General features: G+C 45.3%; 19 protein-coding genes. 3 read left to right on the forward strand and 16 right to left on the reverse strand.

What is annotated here, in order from left to right:
- Nucleotides 1–431: 431 nt before the first annotated feature.
- From E4U82_RS16395 to E4U82_RS16405, 3 genes are all read right to left on the reverse strand, one after another.
- Nucleotides 432–983, reverse strand: a complete 552-nt coding sequence (locus E4U82_RS16395) for an NADPH-dependent FMN reductase (protein ID WP_135111256.1) — start codon at nt 981–983, stop codon at nt 432–434.
- Between the two features lie 179 nt (nt 984–1,162).
- A complete protein-coding gene (locus E4U82_RS16400; protein WP_135111257.1) occupies nt 1,163–1,939 on the reverse strand; it encodes a Cof-type HAD-IIB family hydrolase in 777 nt (258 codons plus the stop codon).
- 75 nt (nt 1,940–2,014) lie between these two features.
- Nucleotides 2,015–2,728: a GntR family transcriptional regulator gene (locus E4U82_RS16405; protein WP_135111258.1), complete on the reverse strand. Its 714-nt coding sequence runs from the start codon at nt 2,726–2,728 to the stop codon at nt 2,015–2,017.
- 153 nt (nt 2,729–2,881) lie between these two features.
- On the opposite strand from E4U82_RS16405, the gene E4U82_RS16410 reads away from it, so the two are divergent.
- The 3 genes from E4U82_RS16410 to E4U82_RS16420 are packed head-to-tail and all read left to right on the forward strand — an operon-like array spanning nt 2,882 to nt 6,386.
- Entirely contained in the window at nt 2,882–4,207 is a 1,326-nt protein-coding gene (locus E4U82_RS16410) for a 6-phospho-alpha-glucosidase (protein ID WP_135111259.1), read from the forward strand.
- A gap of 25 nt (nt 4,208–4,232) precedes the next feature.
- On the forward strand, nt 4,233–4,979 hold the full coding sequence (gene chbG / locus E4U82_RS16415; protein ID WP_135111260.1) for a chitin disaccharide deacetylase: 747 nt from the start codon (nt 4,233–4,235) through the stop codon (nt 4,977–4,979).
- Between the two features lie 3 nt (nt 4,980–4,982).
- Entirely contained in the window at nt 4,983–6,386 is a 1,404-nt protein-coding gene (locus E4U82_RS16420) for a PTS transporter subunit EIIC (protein WP_135111261.1), read from the forward strand.
- 163 nt (nt 6,387–6,549) lie between these two features.
- On the opposite strand, the gene E4U82_RS16425 is transcribed toward E4U82_RS16420, so the two are convergent.
- From E4U82_RS16425 to E4U82_RS16485, 13 genes are all read right to left on the reverse strand, one after another.
- Entirely contained in the window at nt 6,550–7,416 is an 867-nt protein-coding gene (locus tag E4U82_RS16425) for a fumarylacetoacetate hydrolase family protein (protein ID WP_135111262.1), read from the reverse strand.
- 139 nt (nt 7,417–7,555) lie between these two features.
- Nucleotides 7,556–8,509, reverse strand: a complete 954-nt coding sequence (locus E4U82_RS16430; RefSeq protein WP_135111263.1) for a threonine ammonia-lyase — start codon at nt 8,507–8,509, stop codon at nt 7,556–7,558.
- Nucleotides 8,510–8,587: 78 nt separating this feature from the next.
- Complete coding sequence (locus E4U82_RS16435; protein WP_135111264.1) at nt 8,588–9,274, reverse strand: hypothetical protein; 687 nt, start codon at nt 9,272–9,274, stop codon at nt 8,588–8,590.
- Nucleotides 9,275–9,307: 33 nt separating this feature from the next.
- On the reverse strand, nt 9,308–10,069 hold the full coding sequence (locus tag E4U82_RS16440) for an RQC-minor-1 family DNA-binding protein (protein ID WP_135111265.1): 762 nt from the start codon (nt 10,067–10,069) through the stop codon (nt 9,308–9,310).
- A 42-nt stretch (nt 10,070–10,111) separates the two neighbouring features.
- Nucleotides 10,112–10,345, reverse strand: a complete 234-nt coding sequence (locus tag E4U82_RS16445) for a hypothetical protein (protein WP_135111266.1) — start codon at nt 10,343–10,345, stop codon at nt 10,112–10,114.
- Nucleotides 10,346–10,381: 36 nt separating this feature from the next.
- Nucleotides 10,382–11,011 carry a plasmid pRiA4b ORF-3 family protein gene (locus tag E4U82_RS16450; protein ID WP_245183621.1) on the reverse strand — a complete coding sequence of 210 codons (630 nt, stop codon included), beginning with the start codon at nt 11,009–11,011 and terminating at the stop codon, nt 10,382–10,384.
- 1,322 nt (nt 11,012–12,333) lie between these two features.
- Nucleotides 12,334–12,525 (reverse strand): twin-arginine translocase TatA/TatE family subunit, encoded by a 192-nt coding sequence (locus E4U82_RS16455; RefSeq protein ID WP_135111267.1) that lies wholly within the window; start codon nt 12,523–12,525, stop codon nt 12,334–12,336.
- 39 nt (nt 12,526–12,564) lie between these two features.
- Complete coding sequence (locus tag E4U82_RS16460; RefSeq protein WP_135111268.1) at nt 12,565–14,304, reverse strand: GMC family oxidoreductase; 1,740 nt, start codon at nt 14,302–14,304, stop codon at nt 12,565–12,567.
- Between the two features lie 15 nt (nt 14,305–14,319).
- Complete coding sequence (locus E4U82_RS16465) at nt 14,320–15,144, reverse strand: gluconate 2-dehydrogenase subunit 3 family protein (protein ID WP_135111269.1); 825 nt, start codon at nt 15,142–15,144, stop codon at nt 14,320–14,322.
- 588 nt (nt 15,145–15,732) lie between these two features.
- Nucleotides 15,733–16,200 carry a hypothetical protein gene (locus tag E4U82_RS16470; RefSeq protein ID WP_135111270.1) on the reverse strand — a complete coding sequence of 156 codons (468 nt, stop codon included), beginning with the start codon at nt 16,198–16,200 and terminating at the stop codon, nt 15,733–15,735.
- A gap of 264 nt (nt 16,201–16,464) precedes the next feature.
- Nucleotides 16,465–16,854 (reverse strand): MFS transporter, encoded by a 390-nt coding sequence (locus E4U82_RS16475; protein ID WP_135111271.1) that lies wholly within the window; start codon nt 16,852–16,854, stop codon nt 16,465–16,467.
- Complete coding sequence (locus E4U82_RS16480; RefSeq protein WP_167751463.1) at nt 16,824–17,810, reverse strand: MFS transporter; 987 nt, start codon at nt 17,808–17,810, stop codon at nt 16,824–16,826. The genes E4U82_RS16475 and E4U82_RS16480 overlap by 31 nt, the downstream gene beginning before the upstream one ends.
- Before the next feature lie 410 nt (nt 17,811–18,220).
- Nucleotides 18,221–19,021 (reverse strand): Cof-type HAD-IIB family hydrolase, encoded by an 801-nt coding sequence (locus tag E4U82_RS16485; protein ID WP_135111273.1) that lies wholly within the window; start codon nt 19,019–19,021, stop codon nt 18,221–18,223.
- Nucleotides 19,022–19,049: the final 28 nt, after the last annotated feature.

Raw genomic sequence — 19,049 nt, forward strand, 5'->3', positions numbered from 1 at the left:
ATTGTCGCTCGAGTCGAGCGCTTCCTCGCTCGAGTTAACGCGGTCCCCGCTCGAGTTGAGGCGATCCCCGCTCGAGTTGGCGCAGCCCTCGCTCGAGTCGAGCGCTTCCTCGCTCGAGTTAACGCGGCCCCCGCTCGAGTTGGCGCAGCCCTCGCTCGAGTCGAGCGCTTCCTCGCTCGAGTTAACGCGGTCCCCGCTCGAGTTGAGCGCTTCCCTGCTCGAGTTGAGGCGGTCCCTCGCTCGAGTTCAAGCCATTCCTGCTCGAGCTGCCAGCCTCCTCGCTCGAGTTCCTAGCTTCCATTCTACCTTAAAGGAAGATTTTCGGCCACAGCCGAAAATCGACATGCTTGATGAATCAATGTCCCTTTGCTCGAATGGGCAGCCTGCTCGCACAAGCTAAAGGCAGCCAAGATTGCTTTCTTCTTCCGCCTTTATTGCTCTGTCCGCTCGTTCATGCTCCGCTGCAGAAACAGGATTTCATCGGCAAGGTTCCACAGGCGTTTTGCAATCAGTTGATCAATGATTTCTTCGCTTTCCAAATCGAAGCAGTCGTTCTGGACAAATACATTCCCTGTTGGCACCAGTCCTTTAAAATAAGAAAGAACGGGTTTCAACTGGTATTCCGTGACAAGAAAATGTTTCTCCGATAAACCTGTCGCGACAATGCCAGTCACCTTATTTTTGAAAGAGTACTCCGGAAAATGGTCGAGTAGATTTTTCAATACGCCGGAAATCGAAGCTTGATAGATCGGTGTGCCAAACACCAAACAATCCGCTGACATGATTTTGTCTGCCACTGGCCAGGTGTCATCGTCAAAATATGCCAGCGGGGAACCGTCAGCGAATGATAGGTCATAATCCCTTAAATCAATGAGTTCGGTTTTTACTGATGAATCAATCATCTTGGCGGCTGCCAGCACATCATAAACTGCCTTAGATGTCTTATTTCCAGCCAAAGTTCCTGATACGCCAACTAACTTCAATACGACGCCTCCTTGCAGTTCCAATATATTTTCGTGCGTATTTTCAATATTTTCCAATTATGAGCCATATATCCATCTCTATTCCATCACACAAAGAAATACAGAGGACACGTTAATGCCCTTCCGTCAGTCGATACAGCTCTTCACGTCTGGCAATTTAAATACAGTAGCTGCCGGCGCTACAATAACCCTGCCATTTTTAGCCCATGCCAAATTCCATCATCATGCACGTCACGCGTCACACTACCAGCCGCTTTTTTCACGATATTAGAAGCATTCCCCATCGCGATGCTGTTTTGCACGGATTTCAGCATCGGTATATCGTTCAATCCGTCGCCAAATGCATAGACATCCGCAGCCGGGATGTGCAGTTGCCGGGTCAGCTCACTGATGCCTGCTGCTTTTGACCCGCCAGCCGGCATGACGTCAACGGAATACGGGTGCCAGCGGACAAAATCAAGTTGATCAAACGTTTGATCATATTCCGCCTCGCCTTCTCCCGTGCAGAACAAGAGCGTTTGATATACTTCGCCATTCCGGTAAAATTCCGGATCATACGTGACTCCCCGATCAAGTTTCAGCGAATCAATTGCCGTCTTGACATGCGAGTGGTTCCAGGTGTTGGTATACCAGTCCTTGTGATTCAAATGAACGAGTGGATGCTGACGTTCCGCTGCATATTTTTCCAGCGCCGCAAGAGCATCAGGCTTGAGCGGATTTTTATAAATCGTTTCATGGTTATACACGACATACTGCCCATTGATGCTGACATACGTGCCAATATTCAACTCGTCCAGTAACGGTTCAAATGCAAACGGCGCGCGGCCTGTCGCAATCGCCACAAAATGACCGGCCGCCTGCAGTTCCGCGATTGCCTCTCCAGTCGATTCCGGGAGCTGTTTTTCATCGTCAAGCAAGGTTCCATCTATATCAAAGAAGATGAGTTTTTGTGTCATATGTTTTCCTCGTTTCATTTCATTTTTTTATTTTATCGGATTACGTTGGGACAGAGGGTCAGACCCTTTGTCCCCCTACCTCGAAGAAACAACTTTAAATGAGTACTTATGCGGATGGAAATAAATTTTCGAGTACTCAAAAACAGTTCCGTCACTGAACGTCGAGAACGCCTGCATAAATAATAACGGATCACCTGTATTAATATTAAAATGATGCAGCATTTCGTTACTTGGCATCTTCGGTATAAGCTCGCCGTAACGTCTATCAATGTTATAACCTTTGCTGCTGATATATTCATATTTTGACCGCTCCATCACATCAATCGAAAGATCCGGAAAAAGTTCGACAGGCAAGTAGGATTCTTCCAAAATGAGTGGTTCAAAATCAGCTAGCCTCAGACGCTTTACATAATACACTTTCTTTTCTGCTCCTATTTTCAATTGATCCCGTGCATCTTCAGGTGGGGTCATAAGCTGAAATTCAAGTATTTCATTCGAAGGGTTGTTGTCCAGACTGCTCATTTCCTCTGTAAACCCCTGCAGCTTAAGTATATCATGTTCTATCTTTTCATGACTGATATAGGTTCCGCTTCCCTGAATCCGATACAAAATCCCCTCTTCCACAAGCTGTTTGATAGCTTCCCTTATCGTTACCCTGCTGACACCATATGTTTCGGCCAATTTTATTTCTGAAGGGATAGCGTCCCCATCGGATAATCTTGCATTCGCTATATCATCTTTTATATTGTTTGCAATTTGTTTATACAATGGCAGTGACCCATTCCACATTTCCGCATTCAACCTCTCCATTTTCTATACACAGTGTATCATTTTTCGAGGGGCTTTGATACCAATTAAATAATTCGTATTATATTTGTATTGATTTTTATATTAAATTGATATAAAGTTGTATTAACGACGAGTTGGAAGGGGTTACACAAAATGAAAGAAAAAAATCTGGTTATTGTCGGCGGCGGCAGCACCTATACACTCGGGATCATTATGAGTCTGATTGAAGAGAAGAAAAACTTCCCTCTAAAAAAGATTACTTTATATGATATCGATGAACAACGGCAGGAAAAAATAGCGAAAGCAACAGAAATTTTACTGAAAGAGCATTATCCTGAACTGAAAGATTTCAACTATACAACAGACAAAGCGACTGCATTCAGCAACATCGATGCAGCATTTGTCCAGATCAGAACCGGCGGACTGTACATGCGGGAACTTGACGAACAGATACCGCTTAAACATGGCGCAATTGGCCAGGAGACGTGTGGAGCCGGCGGGATGGCATACGGGCTGCGCTCAATTACAGACATGATTGAATTAGTCAACGATATCCGGAACTATTCAAATGATGCCTGGATCCTAAACTACACGAATCCTGCAGCCATCGTGGGTTTGGCACTCCAAAAGGAATTCCCTGACGACAAGCGAATCCTGAATATTTGTGATATGCCAATCGCAATCATGAAGAGTTATGCTGATTTACTGGAGAAAGATGTTTGGGAACTTATACCGGAATATTTCGGTCTGAATCATTTCGGCTGGTTCAGCAAAATTCTTGATCAACAAGGCAATGACCTGACCAATGAAATCAAGAACAACATTATTAACGGCGACTTTCTCCCGGCGGACAAGGAAATCGCCAATGATGAATCATGGATACAAACTTTCAGGAAAGCCAGGCAAATGCTGATCGACTTTCCGGAATTTTTACCAAATACGTATCTGCAGTATTACCTGTACCCGGAAGAGCTCGCTAAAAAAGAAACCCCTGACAATACACGGGCAAGACAAGTGATAAATGGCAGGGAAAAGCGTGTACACGAACTTTGCGACCATATTATTTTCCAACAGACAACAAACGATATAAACGTTGAAGCTGACATTCATGGCGTTTACATGATAAGGGCCGCCGCTTCACTCGTATTCAACTTAAAAGAAACGTATGTTGTGATGACGGAAAACAACGGAATTATTTCCAATCTGCCTGCCGATGCGTTAGTCGAGGTACCGGCAATTTTGACCAACGACGGGCCAAAAGCATTTTCAGTCGGGGAAATCCCGGCATTTTACAAGGGGTTAATCGAAAATCAATATGCCTATGAAAAATTAGTTGTCGAAGCGTATTACGAGAAGAGCTATAACAAACTGCTACAGGCACTCACTTTAAACAGGACGATTGTTCATGCACCTCAGGCAAAAGCAATCCTTGATGATTTGATTGAAGCAAATAAAGACTACTGGCCTGAATTAAACTAAATTTTTCGTAAAGAAGGAGAAGATCATGCTAAAACTTATCATTAATGCAGATGACTTCGGTTATTCCAGATCGGTTAACTATGGAATCATCGACGCACACACGGAGGGAGTACTCACTTCCACGACATGTTTAACCAACATGCCTGGTGCAGAACACGCCTATAAACTTGGCAGACAACACAATAGTCTGGGAATTGGTGTGCATCTTACATTAACGTGTGGCAGGCCGTTGCTTGACAGCCACCAGACCCTCGTCGATGCAGATGGAAATTTTAAAAAGCTGCACCATTATCAGGGGAAATTTCATATTGACCAGGATGAATTATACCGGGAGTGGAAAGCCCAAATTGAGGCTTTCCTCGATTCCGGGCTGACACCAACGCATTTGGACAGTCATCATCACATCAATAATCGGGAGCAAATGTTGCCTGTTTTTATAAAGCTGGCAAACGAATATGATCTGCCTGTAAGGAATAATTTCGATCAGGAATTGACCGGGGACAAGCTGGTTACAACTGATCAATTCGAATATAATCCGGAAATTATGTTAGCGGATACACAGACGATTCTGGATCATTACAACGACGCTGAAACGGTCGAAATCATGTGCCACCCGGCATATCTGGATAAATTCATCATGGAAAATTCCTCTTACGCTACACCGCGGTTGGAGGAACTGGCAGCCATTACACATCCGGAAACGACGGCAAAACTGGGGGATAAGGAACATTTTCAATTAATAACCTACACCGACTTAAGGAGAGGTGAATAATCAATGAGGCGTTTTATGCAAAACTTGGGGAAATCAATGCTCATTCCGATTGTGGCACTGCCCGCTGCTGGAATTCTGTTCCGGATTAGCGCAGAAGATCTGCTTGACTGGCAATTAGTCCAGGCTGCTGGCGCTGTTTTCAACAATATGGACATTCTAATTGCCATTGGTATCGCTATGGGTCTGGCTAAAACCAAAGATAGAGGTATTCCTGCTTTAACGGGATTTTTGGCAATCGCCATCCTGAACGAAGGATTGTCCATTATGAATCCGGATCTGGACATGAGTGTATTCGGAGGTGTGTTATCCGGACTAATCGCTGCATTTATTTATAACCGTTTTAAAGATACGCGATTACCAAACATTTTCTCCTTTTTTGGAGACGAAAAATTTCCGATTACCATGATCATCGTCACCATGATCCCTGTCACAGGCATTTCGGTTTTATTATGGCCATATGCCCAATCAGCTATTGACTCTCTCGCACAAGGGTTAGTCGGATTAGGCGCAGGGGGGATTTTCATTTTCGGCTTTTTGAACCGCTTCCTGCTGCCATTTGGATTGCACCACGTCTTGAACACGTATATTTATTTCGGTCTTGGAAGTTATGAAACTGCAAGCGGAGAAGTCGTAACAGGTGAAATCACCCGTTTCCTTAACGGAGACCCGACTGCAGGTTACTTTTTGGGCGGCTTTTTCATCGTCATGATTTTTGGTATTCCAGCCATTGCACTGGCAATGACACGAGCTGCGCATAAGAAAAAGAAAGAGGAAACAAAAGCTCTGATGAGTTCAGGAAGTTTAACGTCCGTCGTGGCAGGTCTCACCGAACCAATCGAGTTTACGTTCCTGTTTACATCACCATTACTGTATTTTATCCATTCAGTCTATGCAGGATTGGCCGGGGCCACACTTTATTTGCTGGATATCCGGCATGGCTTCTCCTGGGGCGGAAGTGCGATCGACTACGCATTAAATCTCGGACTCGCTGATAGCGGATTAATGATCATCCCAGTCGGCCTCGCATTCGGGGTACTATACTACTTTACATTCTACACCCTGATTGTGAAGAGAAATATTAAAGTTGTCGGAAGAGAAGATGATAAAGAATTCAGTGAAGAACGGGAAGAACATGAAAAAGACCTTGAACTGAGCCACGGTAAGTTTGAATATATGGCCAAAAAAGTTTTACAGAATGTCGGTGGTAAAGAAAATCTGGTAGACTATGAAAATTGCATGACCCGCCTGCGCTTGGTCGTTAAAGATGCATCTGTAGTGGATGAGGAAAAAATCAAACAAACCGGCGCACACGGCATTGTCAAAATTGATAATGAGCACGTGCAAATCGTTATCGGGCCTGAAGTCAGCAATGTTTATCAGGAATTTAGGAAACAGGTTGAGGAATAACTGGGTCCCGGGAAATGAGAAAGCCGCAAAAATAAAGCGGCTTTCTTTTATTTTTCATTCAAACTTTTGTGTTTTTCTTCCTGGTCTCATCATAGATTAGTTTCAACGTCGGTGAATAAGTGGGACACGGGGTCAGACCCCGTGTCCCAAACCGCCTTGCCCCCTATTTCAAATCCTTCACCGGGTTCACCAGTGGTTCAAACCCGTCAATATGACAGGCCACCACGTCCCCGTCACGAATAACGGCGGCTCCGGGTGTGCCGGTTGAAATAATATCCCCGGGCAGCAGTGTCATCACGTTGGAATGAAATGACACAAGATCCCATGGCCTGAACGTCATGTTGGAGACGACATTTTTGCGGTGCAGCTCATGATTGATCATCGTTGAAACCTGTAATTGATGCACATCATCAATCTCATCAGGCGTCACCAAATAAGGACCGAAACTGAAAAATGTATCAAAGCTTTTTGCCCGTGTTAAATAGCGCGGATTCTTTTGCAAAATATCTTCAGCTGTCATATCTATAACGGTCGTATAGCCGGCAATGACGTTTTCCGCTTCCCGCTCGGAGACATCCTTGCACGTCTTGCCGATAATGATCCCAAGTTCCGCTTCGGCAGTCGTCCGTTCGGATTGAAGCGGAATTTGAATGGTATCATTTGGTCCGATAATCGATGTATCGGGTTTCATAAAGCTGGCCGGCTCCGTATTCGGGGCCGTTTCACTCAAGTCGGACGCATGTTCCACATAATTTAATCCGATCCCCCAAATTTTCCGCGGATGGCGGTAGAGCGGGGCGAATTCAGCATCTTTAAGCGGCGGGATACGAAGTTTTGCCTTCCCCGGCTCCCCCAGTTCATCCAGCCACAAATCGAGTTTTTCCATTTGACCCGACTCCAGCAACGTCATCACGTCAGTCGGCCATTGTTTGAGATAGGCATCATTCAAATCCTGAATGAGAAAAATGCCATTTTCCATGGCGACAGCCGCCTGTTCTTTTCCTCTATTTATAATCGTCATTAACCGCATTGTTTCTCCCCCTTCCCGGGATATGGACCCCGGTTCCTTCTGCCTTCTGGGACAGGGGGTCAGACCCTTTGTCCCAGTATGCTATCAGTCCAAGATCTGGAGGGACAGGCTCTCTATTTCAGTTTGTGGCGACACGAGGTCAGACCCCGCCCCTCAATTTTCCAATCTGCTCCAATGCTGTATTGCCACCCGAAAGCACACAGCACACGTTTTTCCCTTGGAGGCTAGCCTTGTTTGTCATCGCTGCCGCAACAGTAACGGCAGCGGACGGCTCAATCAGCTGCTTCATCCGCTCCAATACAAATCGGAGCGCGTCTCTGATTTCATCATCACTCACAAGCACGATATCATCCACATATTTTTGAATGACCGGAAACGTCAAATCGCCCGGCTGTGATGCTCTGAGCCCATCGGCAATGGTATCGGCGCGTTCAATAGCGGTTATTTCGCCGCGTTTATTTGAAAGATATGTATCGTTGCCCTGTTCGGGTTCGACGCCAATCACCTTGACACCGGGCTTCGATTCTTTCACAGCCGTCGCAATGCCGGAAATGAGACCGCCCCCTCCAACAGGCACATAAATGGCGTCGACATCGGGTATTTGGTCAAGAATTTCAAGCCCCACAGTACCCTGTCCGGCCATCACGAGCGGATCATCATAGGGCGGGATGAACTCCGCTTTCCCGCCTGACGTCAGTTCCTCAGCCTTCTGCAGCCGCTCCGTCGATGTCGTCCCACACGGAATAATATCCGCACCGTAACCACGGATCGCTGCCACTTTACTTGAGACAGCATTTTCCGGCACAACAATCGTCGCCTGCAGCCCGAGCTTTCCCGCAATATAGGCTACTGCCTGGCCATGATTGCCCGAAGATGCCGTTACAACATGCCTGGTGCCCGCTTCAGCAACGGCTTTCACCATGTTTGTGGCACCGCGGATTTTGAAGGCTCCGATTGGCTGCAAATGCTCGGCTTTCAGAGAAATGTGATTGCCGCTTATTGATGAAAGTGTCCGGGATGTCAGGATGGGTGTTTTACGGATCACGTCGGCGATGCTTTTATGCGCATTTTCGATATCGTTTATGGAGATCATTTCCTGACCTGCCTTTCCTTAGGATTACTTGAGAGGAAACAGCACCTCATCGCGTTAACGTGACATGGAACAGATCCTCTAACGATACACATTGCCGCTCTCTACTATATACCATTTCTCTTGGTATAAGCCAATTGCAAAGTTGATATCCCAGCCTTCGTTGCACAGATCTGATATTTGTTTGGATACTTGAACCGGCCCAATCGTCTTCCCGCCGTCAAATGCATCCTTTACCCACAGCTGGCCCGGCTTGATATCCACAACGGTGAAGTAGCCTTCCAATTTATCTTCAAACGGTGTATCCATTGTCATTCTTGAATAATCGAAAATCAGGTCTGCCAGTTTTTCGACATCGGGAAGGTCATTCGCTTCACCGAAGTATTCCTGTGCATCAACATAGTCATCCTGATCGAAGTACTTGTTTTCAAACAGCCACTTGTTCAATTTCTTCATGACGCGTACAGCCACTTTCATAAATGACTCACTGCTTGCGACCTTACGAATCATGAAATAGTCCAAAAACTCCTCAAAATCACTTTCGTCCAGGTAATCCGGACCGAACATCCGTGTATAACAATCCTCGTCTTCATCAAATTCTGCTTCCCATCGTTTTCGGTCATCTTCATGCAAGGAATTCGGCGCATACATATTGAGATAATCCCGAAACAAATCAATGACACTTTCATAATCGCGGTATGTTTTGTCTTTCAGCCGGTTATGTTGCTCCTGCAGAAATTCTTCTAAAATCTTATCAATTGATTTCATACAAATCCCCTGCCCCTATCAAAATTTGTTCAATCAATCCAGCCAAATATCTTCATATCGCTTTTCCCGGCACGATGGACATCGTTTCGGATCGACAAAGCCTTTTTGCTTAAAAAATTGCTGCTCGCCTACTGTAAAAAGAAAGCGTTCACCACACTCCCAGCATTTTAACCAGACATCCCGGGGTTCGAAGCCTTTTAACGCTTCCTGGATGGACACGTCCCGTTCACGGGCAGCCTCCAGATCAGCAGGTTCATCTGACTCGAGTTTCTTGATTGTCTTCTGAATCGCAGCCCTTACCTTTCTGTAATCAATTTTTTCCCATTCGTTTAAATATGGAATATACTTTTGGTTGCTGGTTTCTTTAATTTTATCGAGAAATAATAAGATCATGCCGCGATTGCGGTCTTTTAAATAATGCATGTCCGGACTTGTCTTCCCAGCTGCCAGCAAGTCGTCCCATTCCTGCAAAAGTTCGTCAGCACGCTGATCACGCTCAATTTCCCATCCCCGTTCCGTGAAAATGATCATCGGCAATTTTCCGCTGTATTGAATATCCAGAAAATCGTAATCGATCATCCAGTCAATTTTGCTTAAAACGTCATCAAGTTTAATGCCCTTAAAATACCCATGGACCGGACAATGATCAAGCTCCAGCTCAAGCACCTTTTTCTCACGCGAGCCCTTCAAAATTTTAGCAAGCAGCGTCCGGCCGCCCTCTGCAATAATCTCATCTGCCGCCCGTAAAATCGCCCGAATATCGGCTTCCGGCAACCGCTTTGTTTGCTGTGTCATGTGAAAAACACCTCCTTTTCCCTAATGTCGTTTAAAACAGCTTTATTGCTTGTTTGTTTTCAAGTTCTTATTGTCGAGGACGCTGCCAAACTTTTTTTCATACAAATCCCGAATCCTGTATTTCACGGGCGCTTTCCATTGCTGCTTGGGGGAAGGGATATTTTTAATCAGGCTTTTCGGTCTCATGCCAAGCTCTTTGGCCATTTGGATATCCGCCTGATTTAAGCGGCAGCGTTTCTTAGCTTCCGCCCAGTCGTTCTTTTTGGTTTTTGCCATATGGTTCGATCCTTTCTTTTGATACAGGCAGGATGGTTACTGTTTATTAATCTGATCCCATTCGGTTTTCTTATAGTGAATCGATTTAAGCCTGTCATTAATAAAATCCGGGTCGTACTCCCGAAACAGCTGTTCTTTGGCCCATGCTGTCATGTCCTCATGTTCAGGGTGATTGACGTCATGATAGATTTTCAAAAACATATCATACCCAGGCAACCCGCCCACATCTTCCGGCGGTGCTGTTTCGGCACCTTCAATGAGCACAGGATAGCCGTAATGGTAATCTTCTACAGTCTTCTCCAGCGTAATAAGAAAATGCCAACCATCACCATAATCATAGATATAGCTGAGCTGCCTATATGTTTCCAAATACGTATCAATTTTTAGTCCGGTTGGTTTGCGAATGACAGTCTCTAAATCTTGCAAACGGGCCTCCGCCATTTCTTTAAATTTCTCCGGGACATCCAGTATCCTGGCCTCCATTTCTTTCCGGTTCTTCTTAAAGTGCTGGTGCTCCTGATAGGCCTCTTCATCATTGGTTACCCTGATATGGTCATCGGGCAAATCAAATTCGAACAGGTGATATGACCCGGGATACCCGCCCTGAAAATTCGTTATGTTCTGTATCACATCGTGCAGTCTGTTAAAAGTAGCTCCGGCCGGCATCACAACTCGCCGCCAAATCAGCGGGTCCGAACCGGCTGCTCGATTTTAATTTGATAAGCTTTCATTTAATCAGCTCCGTTTAAATCTATTAATTGTCTACTTGAATTTTAGCAGGAAATCCTGCGTGAGAACAGCTTGCATCCACATTATTTTTTCAATCGTTTGAAACATGGCCAGCCTGCAATGGGTTATATTTGTGTATGCATCATGTCTTTTTACCATCATCATATACCAAAATAGGCAAACATCATACGCCATATTTTAGCAAAATTCGAATCGGTAAGGATTGAAGGAACACAAGTAACCTTTACGGACATGGTGGAAGAACAAAACAATCAGAACCAGCGCTGGGTGTATTAAAGAAATTGCCCGGCAGCTGCCAGTTTATCATGGAAGCGACACAGTTGGAATATTAGCAACAATGCCTTAAATTGTTTGTAAAGAAAGATTTACTGTTCGCGGAAAAGGAGAAAAAACTAATGTATCGATATGATGACCACATGCGGATATTGCGGGAGTAGCGGTGAGATGGATTAGCTGCCCCTGTGGATGGCGGACATGTACTGAGGTCATCGGATGAGTATTTACGAAATTCAAAGAATAAGCGGAGGAATCATGATGGGAGAAGCCGCGCGTGGAAGCAGCTTCTGTTAAAGTGGGTATTTCAGCGGAGGCAGAAAATTTTCGTTATTGGTTCTGGCTGAGAGTTGGCTCGCACATGTGGACAGGCTGCTCTTGCACAAGTCGAGGGGGCTGTCGCACGTTTGAGTGGTACTGTCGCACGAGTTGGACTACCTCCCGCACGAGTTGAGGGGGCTGTCGCACGAGTTGGACTCTTTCCTGCACGAGTTACCGCGGCTGTCGCACGAGTTGGACTCTTTCCTGCACGAGTTACCGCGGTTGTCGCACGAGTTGGACTCTTTCCTGCACGAGTTACCGCGGTTGTCGCACGAGTTGGACTCTTTCCTGCACGAGTTACCGCGGTTGTCGCACGAGTTGGACTCTTTCCTGCACGAGTTGATGCTGCGCTTGCATGAATAAAAGCTACTACCGCGCGTGTTGCATGAGTTCCCCCCCCTCTTGCATGTATGCCCTCTCAAGAGAGCTTTTTCCATCTTTACCTCTTGCTATGTCTTGTCACAAAAAGCTTTCCCGGGAGCAATAAGCAGATTCAGATATACTGCCAGGCCTTCCGGGTCCAATTAAGGTTTTTTCTTGAATCAACCCTGATCTTTTCAGGCTGTCATATGAAGCTTTAAAAAGCATGGCTGTTTCAAAGCATGCCATGCTTCCTTTAGATTTCCGGTTTTCCCCATCGCTCACTAATGTTTTTCTTCAGAATCACGCTTCGTTTCATCGCTGTCTGTTATCAGGTCACTGGCTGATTTCTTGAATTCCCGCAATGTCTGCCCTGTTGCCTTGCCTATTTCAGGTAATTTTTTTGGACCGAATATAATCAGAGCCAGCGTCACGATTAAAATCAGCCCTGGTATACCAATATTCGTTATTCCCATTAGGTCACCTCATCTGCACATTTGATATTTTCTGATTTCCTATGCTTCCTGTTTTCCCTTTACAAGCTGACCGCCGTTTTTGAGATATTTTTCTATGCCTTCAGCTGCCCGGTATGCGAGCGACCCGATCGTGACCGTCGGGTGGTGCCCCGGGAAGTGCGGAAATGCCGATCCGCCGACCACAAAGAGGTTGTCCACATCCCACATTTGCAGATAATTGTTGACGGCGGACGTTTCCGGATCATCTCCCATAATGACACCGCCTGCATAATGGCCACCCTGGTATATATGGTCAAACTCTTCCGGGATTTCATCCTTATCAATAATGTCTGCACCCATTTTCTCCATAATTTCAGTGCACTTATCGATACCGAACTTGGCGATATTCCGATCCTGGTCAGTATATTTATTGGTTACACGGAGCAACGGATCACCGAAATCATCCTTGTAGGTCGGATCCAAATCCATATAATTATGCCACCATGACATGATCGCCGATGTATACCAGGTAGTCAGGTTCCGGTATGCATAAAAGTTGGCGTTTTTCTTGAATTCAGATCCCCAGTTAGGGCTGTCTTTTGGAACACGGTTGCTGGTGATGGCCCCTTCTCCATACTGTCTGAGCTCGATGGCACCACCATTAATGAAATCGACATCCGAATGGTCAAAATTATCAGCGGCAAAATCGCTCATGGTTCCGCCGAGTGCGCCCGCGCCCCCGTAGAGATTGAATTTCTTATCTTTGAAAAAGCCTCTGGCTCCCAGAAAGGTAATATTCATCTGCCCATTGAAATTTTTGCCGATAACCCCTGTTCGGGACTCCGGGTTATACGGTTTGCCTATCTCCGACAACATTAACAGACGATTATTGGTGAAAGTGAATGCGGCCAAAACTACGACATCTGCCGGCTGTTCAAATTCCTGACCGGTTTCTGTATCGACATACATCACACCTTTTGCTTTATTGCCGCCATCATAAAGCACGCGGCGAACATAGGCTTGCGTCCGCAGTTCGAAATTATCGTGTTTTTGAGCGGTCGGGATGACGGTCATCAGCGGATCCGATTTAGCACCGAAATCACAGCCATAATAATGGCAAAAAGCGCAATACATACAAGCGTTCAGCGTTTCGCCATCAGGATTTTCGTATTGCTGTGAGACATTGGCGGATGCGACCTGATAGGGATGGTAGCCTAATTCCTTCGCGGCATCCTTGAACAGACGGACAGGCCGTGATTCTTTCAGCGGTGGATTGGGGTAATCATTCGAGCGCTCCGGTCCCAATGGATCCGCTTCTCCTGAAATACCGGCCGTCTTTTCAAAGCGATCATAGTATTTCTCCATTTCATCATACGTAATTCCCCAGTCCTGAATCGTCATGCCGGCCGGTATTTTGTCCTTTCCGTAACGGTCCACCGTCTTGCTGTAAATTTCAAAATCATATGGTGTATAGCGGTAAACGGCTCCTGCCCAGTGGACGCCGCCCCCGCCGGTATCGGTTCCAGCCATCATTTCATCCCGGGTTCTGACCGGTAATGCTTGTTCATCCATGGTGTTGCGGGACGTAATGGTTTCATGTGACAAATCCTGCATCATTTGATAGCGATTCATAAAGCGCAGTTCATCTTTAACACCTGTATAATCCTCTATATTTTTTTTGTCCCCTCTTTCCAGTGCCACCACCTTTTTGCCGGCTTTGGCCAGTTCAGCAGATATGACACCACCTGCCCAGCCTGTTCCAACGACAACGACATCCACTTTATCCAGTTTTTTCGCCATGTCTGGTACCTCCTATCATGATTGATAATCCCGCAAGCTTTTAGGTTCCATTTTGACAAATTCATCACTTGTCACTTGCTTCGTATAACTCATGCGCGGCCCTGGATATTCTTTCATTTTCCAGCCCATCATATTTCGATTGCCGCCATATACCGGATCAGAAAAAGCCCCTTCCAGCGTCATTTGCCGCAGCAAGTTGAAAAATGTGATGCCCGCCACTCCTTTCATATTAATTTCGCCATTGTCAAACGCCTGCAGCACTTCATCCTGCTGGTCAGCTTCAAGATCAGTAAATTTGTTATCGAATTTTTTCTGACTGACTTCATTCATTCGTCTAAGCCCCTGAATGTAAATGTCACCCCTGTTCAGTCTTGTTTGATATCTCGGGGTGCGTGACGGCGCTTGCGTACTTGTATTGGGACCGGATTTGTTTTGCTGGGTATCCTTATGCTGATATTCTTGCGTTTGTCTATTTTGATAAAAGGGATCTTTCATGTAAGCTTTCGCATTTGTTCCCCAAGACCCGCTCAATTGCTTATCGATGAAAAATGGAACCCCCAACTCAATCGCACCCGGACCTTCATCATCTTTGGGCAGAATACGCTCCGTTGCGGCCGCCAATGTTTCAAAGTCTTCTTTACGGCTGAAAAATGTTCGCGCTTCCTGTAAACTTTGGGTAGTTTCCTTATTCTTGGTCTGTGTATCAGAATCGTCCTGAAATTGGCTTGTTAAAAGACCGCCAAATAATGACCCGCCAACAACACCGCCGGCGACCATACCTGTATTCTTAATAAATCTGCGCCGGCTTTCATCGGTTTTTTCTTTATTTTCATCTGCCATACTGGTCTGCCTCCTAACTATCCTGCAGAATAATTCCATTATGGTCTTTATCTTTTCCAGATTTTCCAAAAGAATACAAGGAGAAATAAAGTGAAACTTCAATCAGTGGGGATTTTCTTTATCCCCACTGATGAAAAGGAACAAAGGCTAAGTTCGTCACGTCCTGTGACAACGCCTTTGTGACCCGCATCGTGCGGGCCCGAACAGAATCGGACATTTACTGGCAGTTGGACCCCGCTCATCCGATAATGTTTAACTCATCGTCTTGAAGTGGGGGTCCAACTGCCAGTTATATGCGGGAGAAAAAGAAGACGAATACCTGCTCAAACTTATGCACTCGCCTTCACGATATTTTATTTACATTCATAACGTTCCTGCAGAACAACACTTCCTGCTTTAATTTGTTCTGTTGTTTTGGATTTAGTTCAATCCAAAACCATTACAAAGCCGATTTTTTTTGTTGTGAAGAACTGGAAAAAGAACGTCCGCGATATGACGATATGCTAATTGATGTCAGAGGGGACAATCCCCATTGGGGAAAGCGAATCTTATTTTTTTAAAATGCCTGCAACCGAATGGCCAGCCGCATCACTGACAAACTGGAATCTGCTGAGCAACTTGCTGCACAAGGGCTGGAGCAATGTCAGACAGAATCGGAGAAACAAGTATGAATCTATACGTTTTCAACCCTTTTACAACTGCGATTAAGGCTGCAGACACAGTTGGCATTTCAATAAACACTTCCCGGAATGCCTTATATGCTTTGGCAAGGAAAGATTTGCTGTTCCGCGGATAAGGATATAAAACGAAATTAAAAGTATTGGAATTATGATCTTGTGCGGATATTGCGGGACAAATGGTGAGGTACATAGGCTGCTTCTTTGGATGGCAGGCTGTTGCCGATGTTATTGGGCAAGTATTTACGAAATTCAAAGAGCAAGTTGGGGAGGCATGATGGGAGAAGCCGCGCGGGGAAGCAGCTTCTGTTATAGTGGAGAATTTTCGGCCCGGCCGAAAGTTTTCTTTATTGGTTACGGCTAAGGTTGGCTCGTACATAGAGCAGGCTGCTCTTGCACGGGTTAAGGCTATTCTCGCACGTTTGAATGGTACCATCGCACGAGTTTGACTGGCTCCCGCACGAGTTTGGATACTTCCTGTACAAGTTGGGGCTGTTCTCACACGAGTTTGAGGCATTCCTGCACGAGTTGGAGGCGTTCCCGTACAGGTTAGAACTGCCCTCGCACGAGTTTCTTTCTCGACGTTTGCCTTCCCCACAATCCCCTCGCACACGCATAACCGCACAAACTCGCCTTCCCAGCTCTACCCCTTTTCATGTCTTGTCACAAAAAGCATTCCCGGAAGCAATAACAGCGCAACTACTAACAATACAATCGTCATCGTCCCCATATTGCTGTCACTCATCCCGGTTGCAAAGGCAACGCCATAGATACTGGACGCGAGGATGTTTCCAATAAACCGTGACGTCATGAGAAGTCCCGACGCAACGCCGCTCTCAGCCTTATCGATAAACGTATACAATAAATTCTGCAAACCGATATTGTGGATACCATTGCTGATACCGAAGACAGCCAGCACGACCGCAACCCAATATAATGGTGAAGCATGATCAACGGTTAATAATAAGAAAATACCAACTAAAACGACCAGAATACTTGTGACTAAAGGAATACGAAATCCTGCTCGTTCCATCCACCTCGTGGCAACGGAGGTCGTAACATCGCAAAAATCGATAATGAAAGCATGATAATGCCTGCCATCCTGGAGCTTGTACCCAGCACACTTTGTAAATAAGTGGGCAAGTTCAGTAGAATAGCAAAAAAGATGAGCGTTGCCATAATATAATGTACATAAATCAGAGCGATGTTTAAATTTTTCCGGAAGAAGTTGACATTGATGAATGGCGTATCTCTTCTTTTTTCAAAAGCATAAAACATCACCGTCAGGAGAGTGGCAAGCAGCAATGTGCCAACCTGGAATCCATTTTCCAGCGACAGCAAAAATACCATCCAGCTGGTGATGAATAAACTAAATAAAATGATGCCAATTCCATCCCATTTGTATGTTGTTGCCTTCGTTTTCTCGTCTTTCGGTATATAGAGGATTGCTAAAACAGCACCGACCGCGAGTATTGGTAAATTCACATAAAAAATGACCGGCCATCCGCCAAATTGGATCAGCAATCCGCTGATGGTTGGTCCAAATGCTGCCGATGTTGTCGCGAAAACCGATAACGTCCCGATGACCCGGTTTTGCCTGTTCTGGATAGTATTTCGGACGATTCCAATCCCGGCCGGATAAAGGGCTGACGTTCCAACCGCCTGAACCCCTCGCATCGCAAGCAGTACAGGCATATTCGGTGATAAAGGGGCCAAAATGGAGGATACAACGACCAGGGCCAATCCAATTAAATAGATGTTTTTCCGGCCATACGCATCACTTAGTTTGCCAATTAACGGTGTAAAAACTGCGCTGATGATAAAATAGGAAGCGATCAGCCACGAAATATCCGTTGCATCCAGCTGAAAGTCTTTCGTAATCGATGGTAATGCCACCGTGATCATCGTCGTATTCAACGGATTTAATATAACACCCAATGCAACAGTTAATATAATAAATTTTTCATGTCTGGTATTTTTCTCTGCCAATCTGTTTTCCTCCAAAGTAATTCCTGCAGTCACCTCATATTCCATTATTTTAACACAGCGAAAAAAGAAGTAACCCTGTATAATCCTTGGATTACTTCTTTGGGTATGAAATTCGGTTCGGCTGGGGATGAATTTTAACGTTTTATTGTTTATTTGGCGACTTATCTCTCGTCGATTTTAGAATGGCTCGCCCTGATCGACCCTGCTCTCACTCGTTTCAGCGCTACTTACCCGATCTGATATGTTAAAGTTACAGCATCGATTTTATAGTATCCATCTCCTCTTCTTTGAGCCCTGTCACTTCAATAATATCCTCAGCTGCATATCCTTTTCGCAGAATCACCAAAGCTATTTCTTCTGATTTTTCCTTTTTTTCTTCTGCACTCTCTTTTTGTATTAAATGGTGAAGCTTATTCGGCGGCCGTCGAATGTCCTTTTCCCAGTAATCCTGCCATTTTCAATCCATGCCAGATTCCATCATCATTTACATCTTTGGTTACACTACTGGCCGCCTTTTTTACGACATCTGATGCATTTCCCATTGCGAAACTGTTTTGGATGGACCGTAACATTTCAATATCGTTTAACCCGTCACCAAATGCATAGATATCGTTAGCTGGAATCTGTAATTGTCGTATCAATCGAGAGATGCCTTCAGCTTTGGAGCCTCCGGACGGTGTGACATCAACAGAATAATTATGCCAACGTACAAAATTAAGCTGATCAAACGTTCTGTTATATTCCGCTTCACCATCAGCGCAGAATAATAGCGTTTGGTAAACTTCCCCATCACGGTAGAATTCTGGATCATAAGTGACATCCCGTCCAATCTTCAGTGAATCAATTGCCTCTTTAATAAAGGGATGATGTTTCGTGTTGCTGTACCAGTCATTATTATTAAGGTGAACCAGTGGATGATTACGTTCCGCTGAATACTTCTCCAACCCCTCCAGGATAGTTGGAGTAATCGGGTTTTTATAAATCACTTCGTTATCGTGCACGACATACTGCCCGTTGGTACTGACATAGGAGTTAATATTCAATTCTTTCTGTATTGACTTAAACGCAAATGGCGCACGTCCTGTCGCAATAGCTACTAGATGGCCCGCTGTTTGCAATTCATTAATCGCCTGTCTGGTTGATCCCGGGAGCTGCTTCTCATCATTTAATAATGTACCGTCTATATCAAAGAAGATTAATTTTTGTACCATTTCGCATCCTCACTTTTAACTACACTTT

This window comes from Lentibacillus salicampi (assembly GCF_004565465.1).
Classification (GTDB): Bacteria; Bacillota; Bacilli; order Bacillales; family Amphibacillaceae; genus Lentibacillus; species Lentibacillus salicampi.

Bases quoted from the DNA above. Each gene is read 5' to 3' on its own strand.
- E4U82_RS16400 (WP_135111257.1), bottom strand. From the start codon at position 1,939: ATGACACAAAAACTCATCTTCTTTGATATAGATGGAACCTTGCTTGAC.
- E4U82_RS16405 (WP_135111258.1), bottom strand. From the start codon at position 2,728: ATGTGGAATGGGTCACTGCCATTGTATAAACAAATTGCAAACAATATA.
- E4U82_RS16410 (WP_135111259.1), top strand. From the start codon at position 2,882: ATGAAAGAAAAAAATCTGGTTATTGTCGGCGGCGGCAGCACCTATACA.
- chbG (WP_135111260.1), top strand. From the start codon at position 4,233: ATGCTAAAACTTATCATTAATGCAGATGACTTCGGTTATTCCAGATCG.
- E4U82_RS16420 (WP_135111261.1), top strand. From the start codon at position 4,983: ATGAGGCGTTTTATGCAAAACTTGGGGAAATCAATGCTCATTCCGATT.
- E4U82_RS16425 (WP_135111262.1), bottom strand. From the start codon at position 7,416: ATGCGGTTAATGACGATTATAAATAGAGGAAAAGAACAGGCGGCTGTC.
- E4U82_RS16430 (WP_135111263.1), bottom strand. From the start codon at position 8,509: ATGATCTCCATAAACGATATCGAAAATGCGCATAAAAGCATCGCCGAC.
- E4U82_RS16435 (WP_135111264.1), bottom strand. From the start codon at position 9,274: ATGAAATCAATTGATAAGATTTTAGAAGAATTTCTGCAGGAGCAACAT.
- E4U82_RS16440 (WP_135111265.1), bottom strand. From the start codon at position 10,069: ATGACACAGCAAACAAAGCGGTTGCCGGAAGCCGATATTCGGGCGATT.
- E4U82_RS16445 (WP_135111266.1), bottom strand. From the start codon at position 10,345: ATGGCAAAAACCAAAAAGAACGACTGGGCGGAAGCTAAGAAACGCTGC.
- E4U82_RS16450 (WP_245183621.1), bottom strand. From the start codon at position 11,011: ATGCCGGCCGGAGCTACTTTTAACAGACTGCACGATGTGATACAGAAC.
- E4U82_RS16455 (WP_135111267.1), bottom strand. From the start codon at position 12,525: ATGGGAATAACGAATATTGGTATACCAGGGCTGATTTTAATCGTGACG.
- E4U82_RS16460 (WP_135111268.1), bottom strand. From the start codon at position 14,304: ATGGCGAAAAAACTGGATAAAGTGGATGTCGTTGTCGTTGGAACAGGC.
- E4U82_RS16465 (WP_135111269.1), bottom strand. From the start codon at position 15,144: ATGGCAGATGAAAATAAAGAAAAAACCGATGAAAGCCGGCGCAGATTT.
- E4U82_RS16470 (WP_135111270.1), bottom strand. From the start codon at position 16,200: ATGTACGAGCCAACCTTAGCCGTAACCAATAAAGAAAACTTTCGGCCG.
- E4U82_RS16475 (WP_135111271.1), bottom strand. From the start codon at position 16,854: ATGGAACGAGCAGGATTTCGTATTCCTTTAGTCACAAGTATTCTGGTC.
- E4U82_RS16485 (WP_135111273.1), bottom strand. From the start codon at position 19,021: ATGGTACAAAAATTAATCTTCTTTGATATAGACGGTACATTATTAAAT.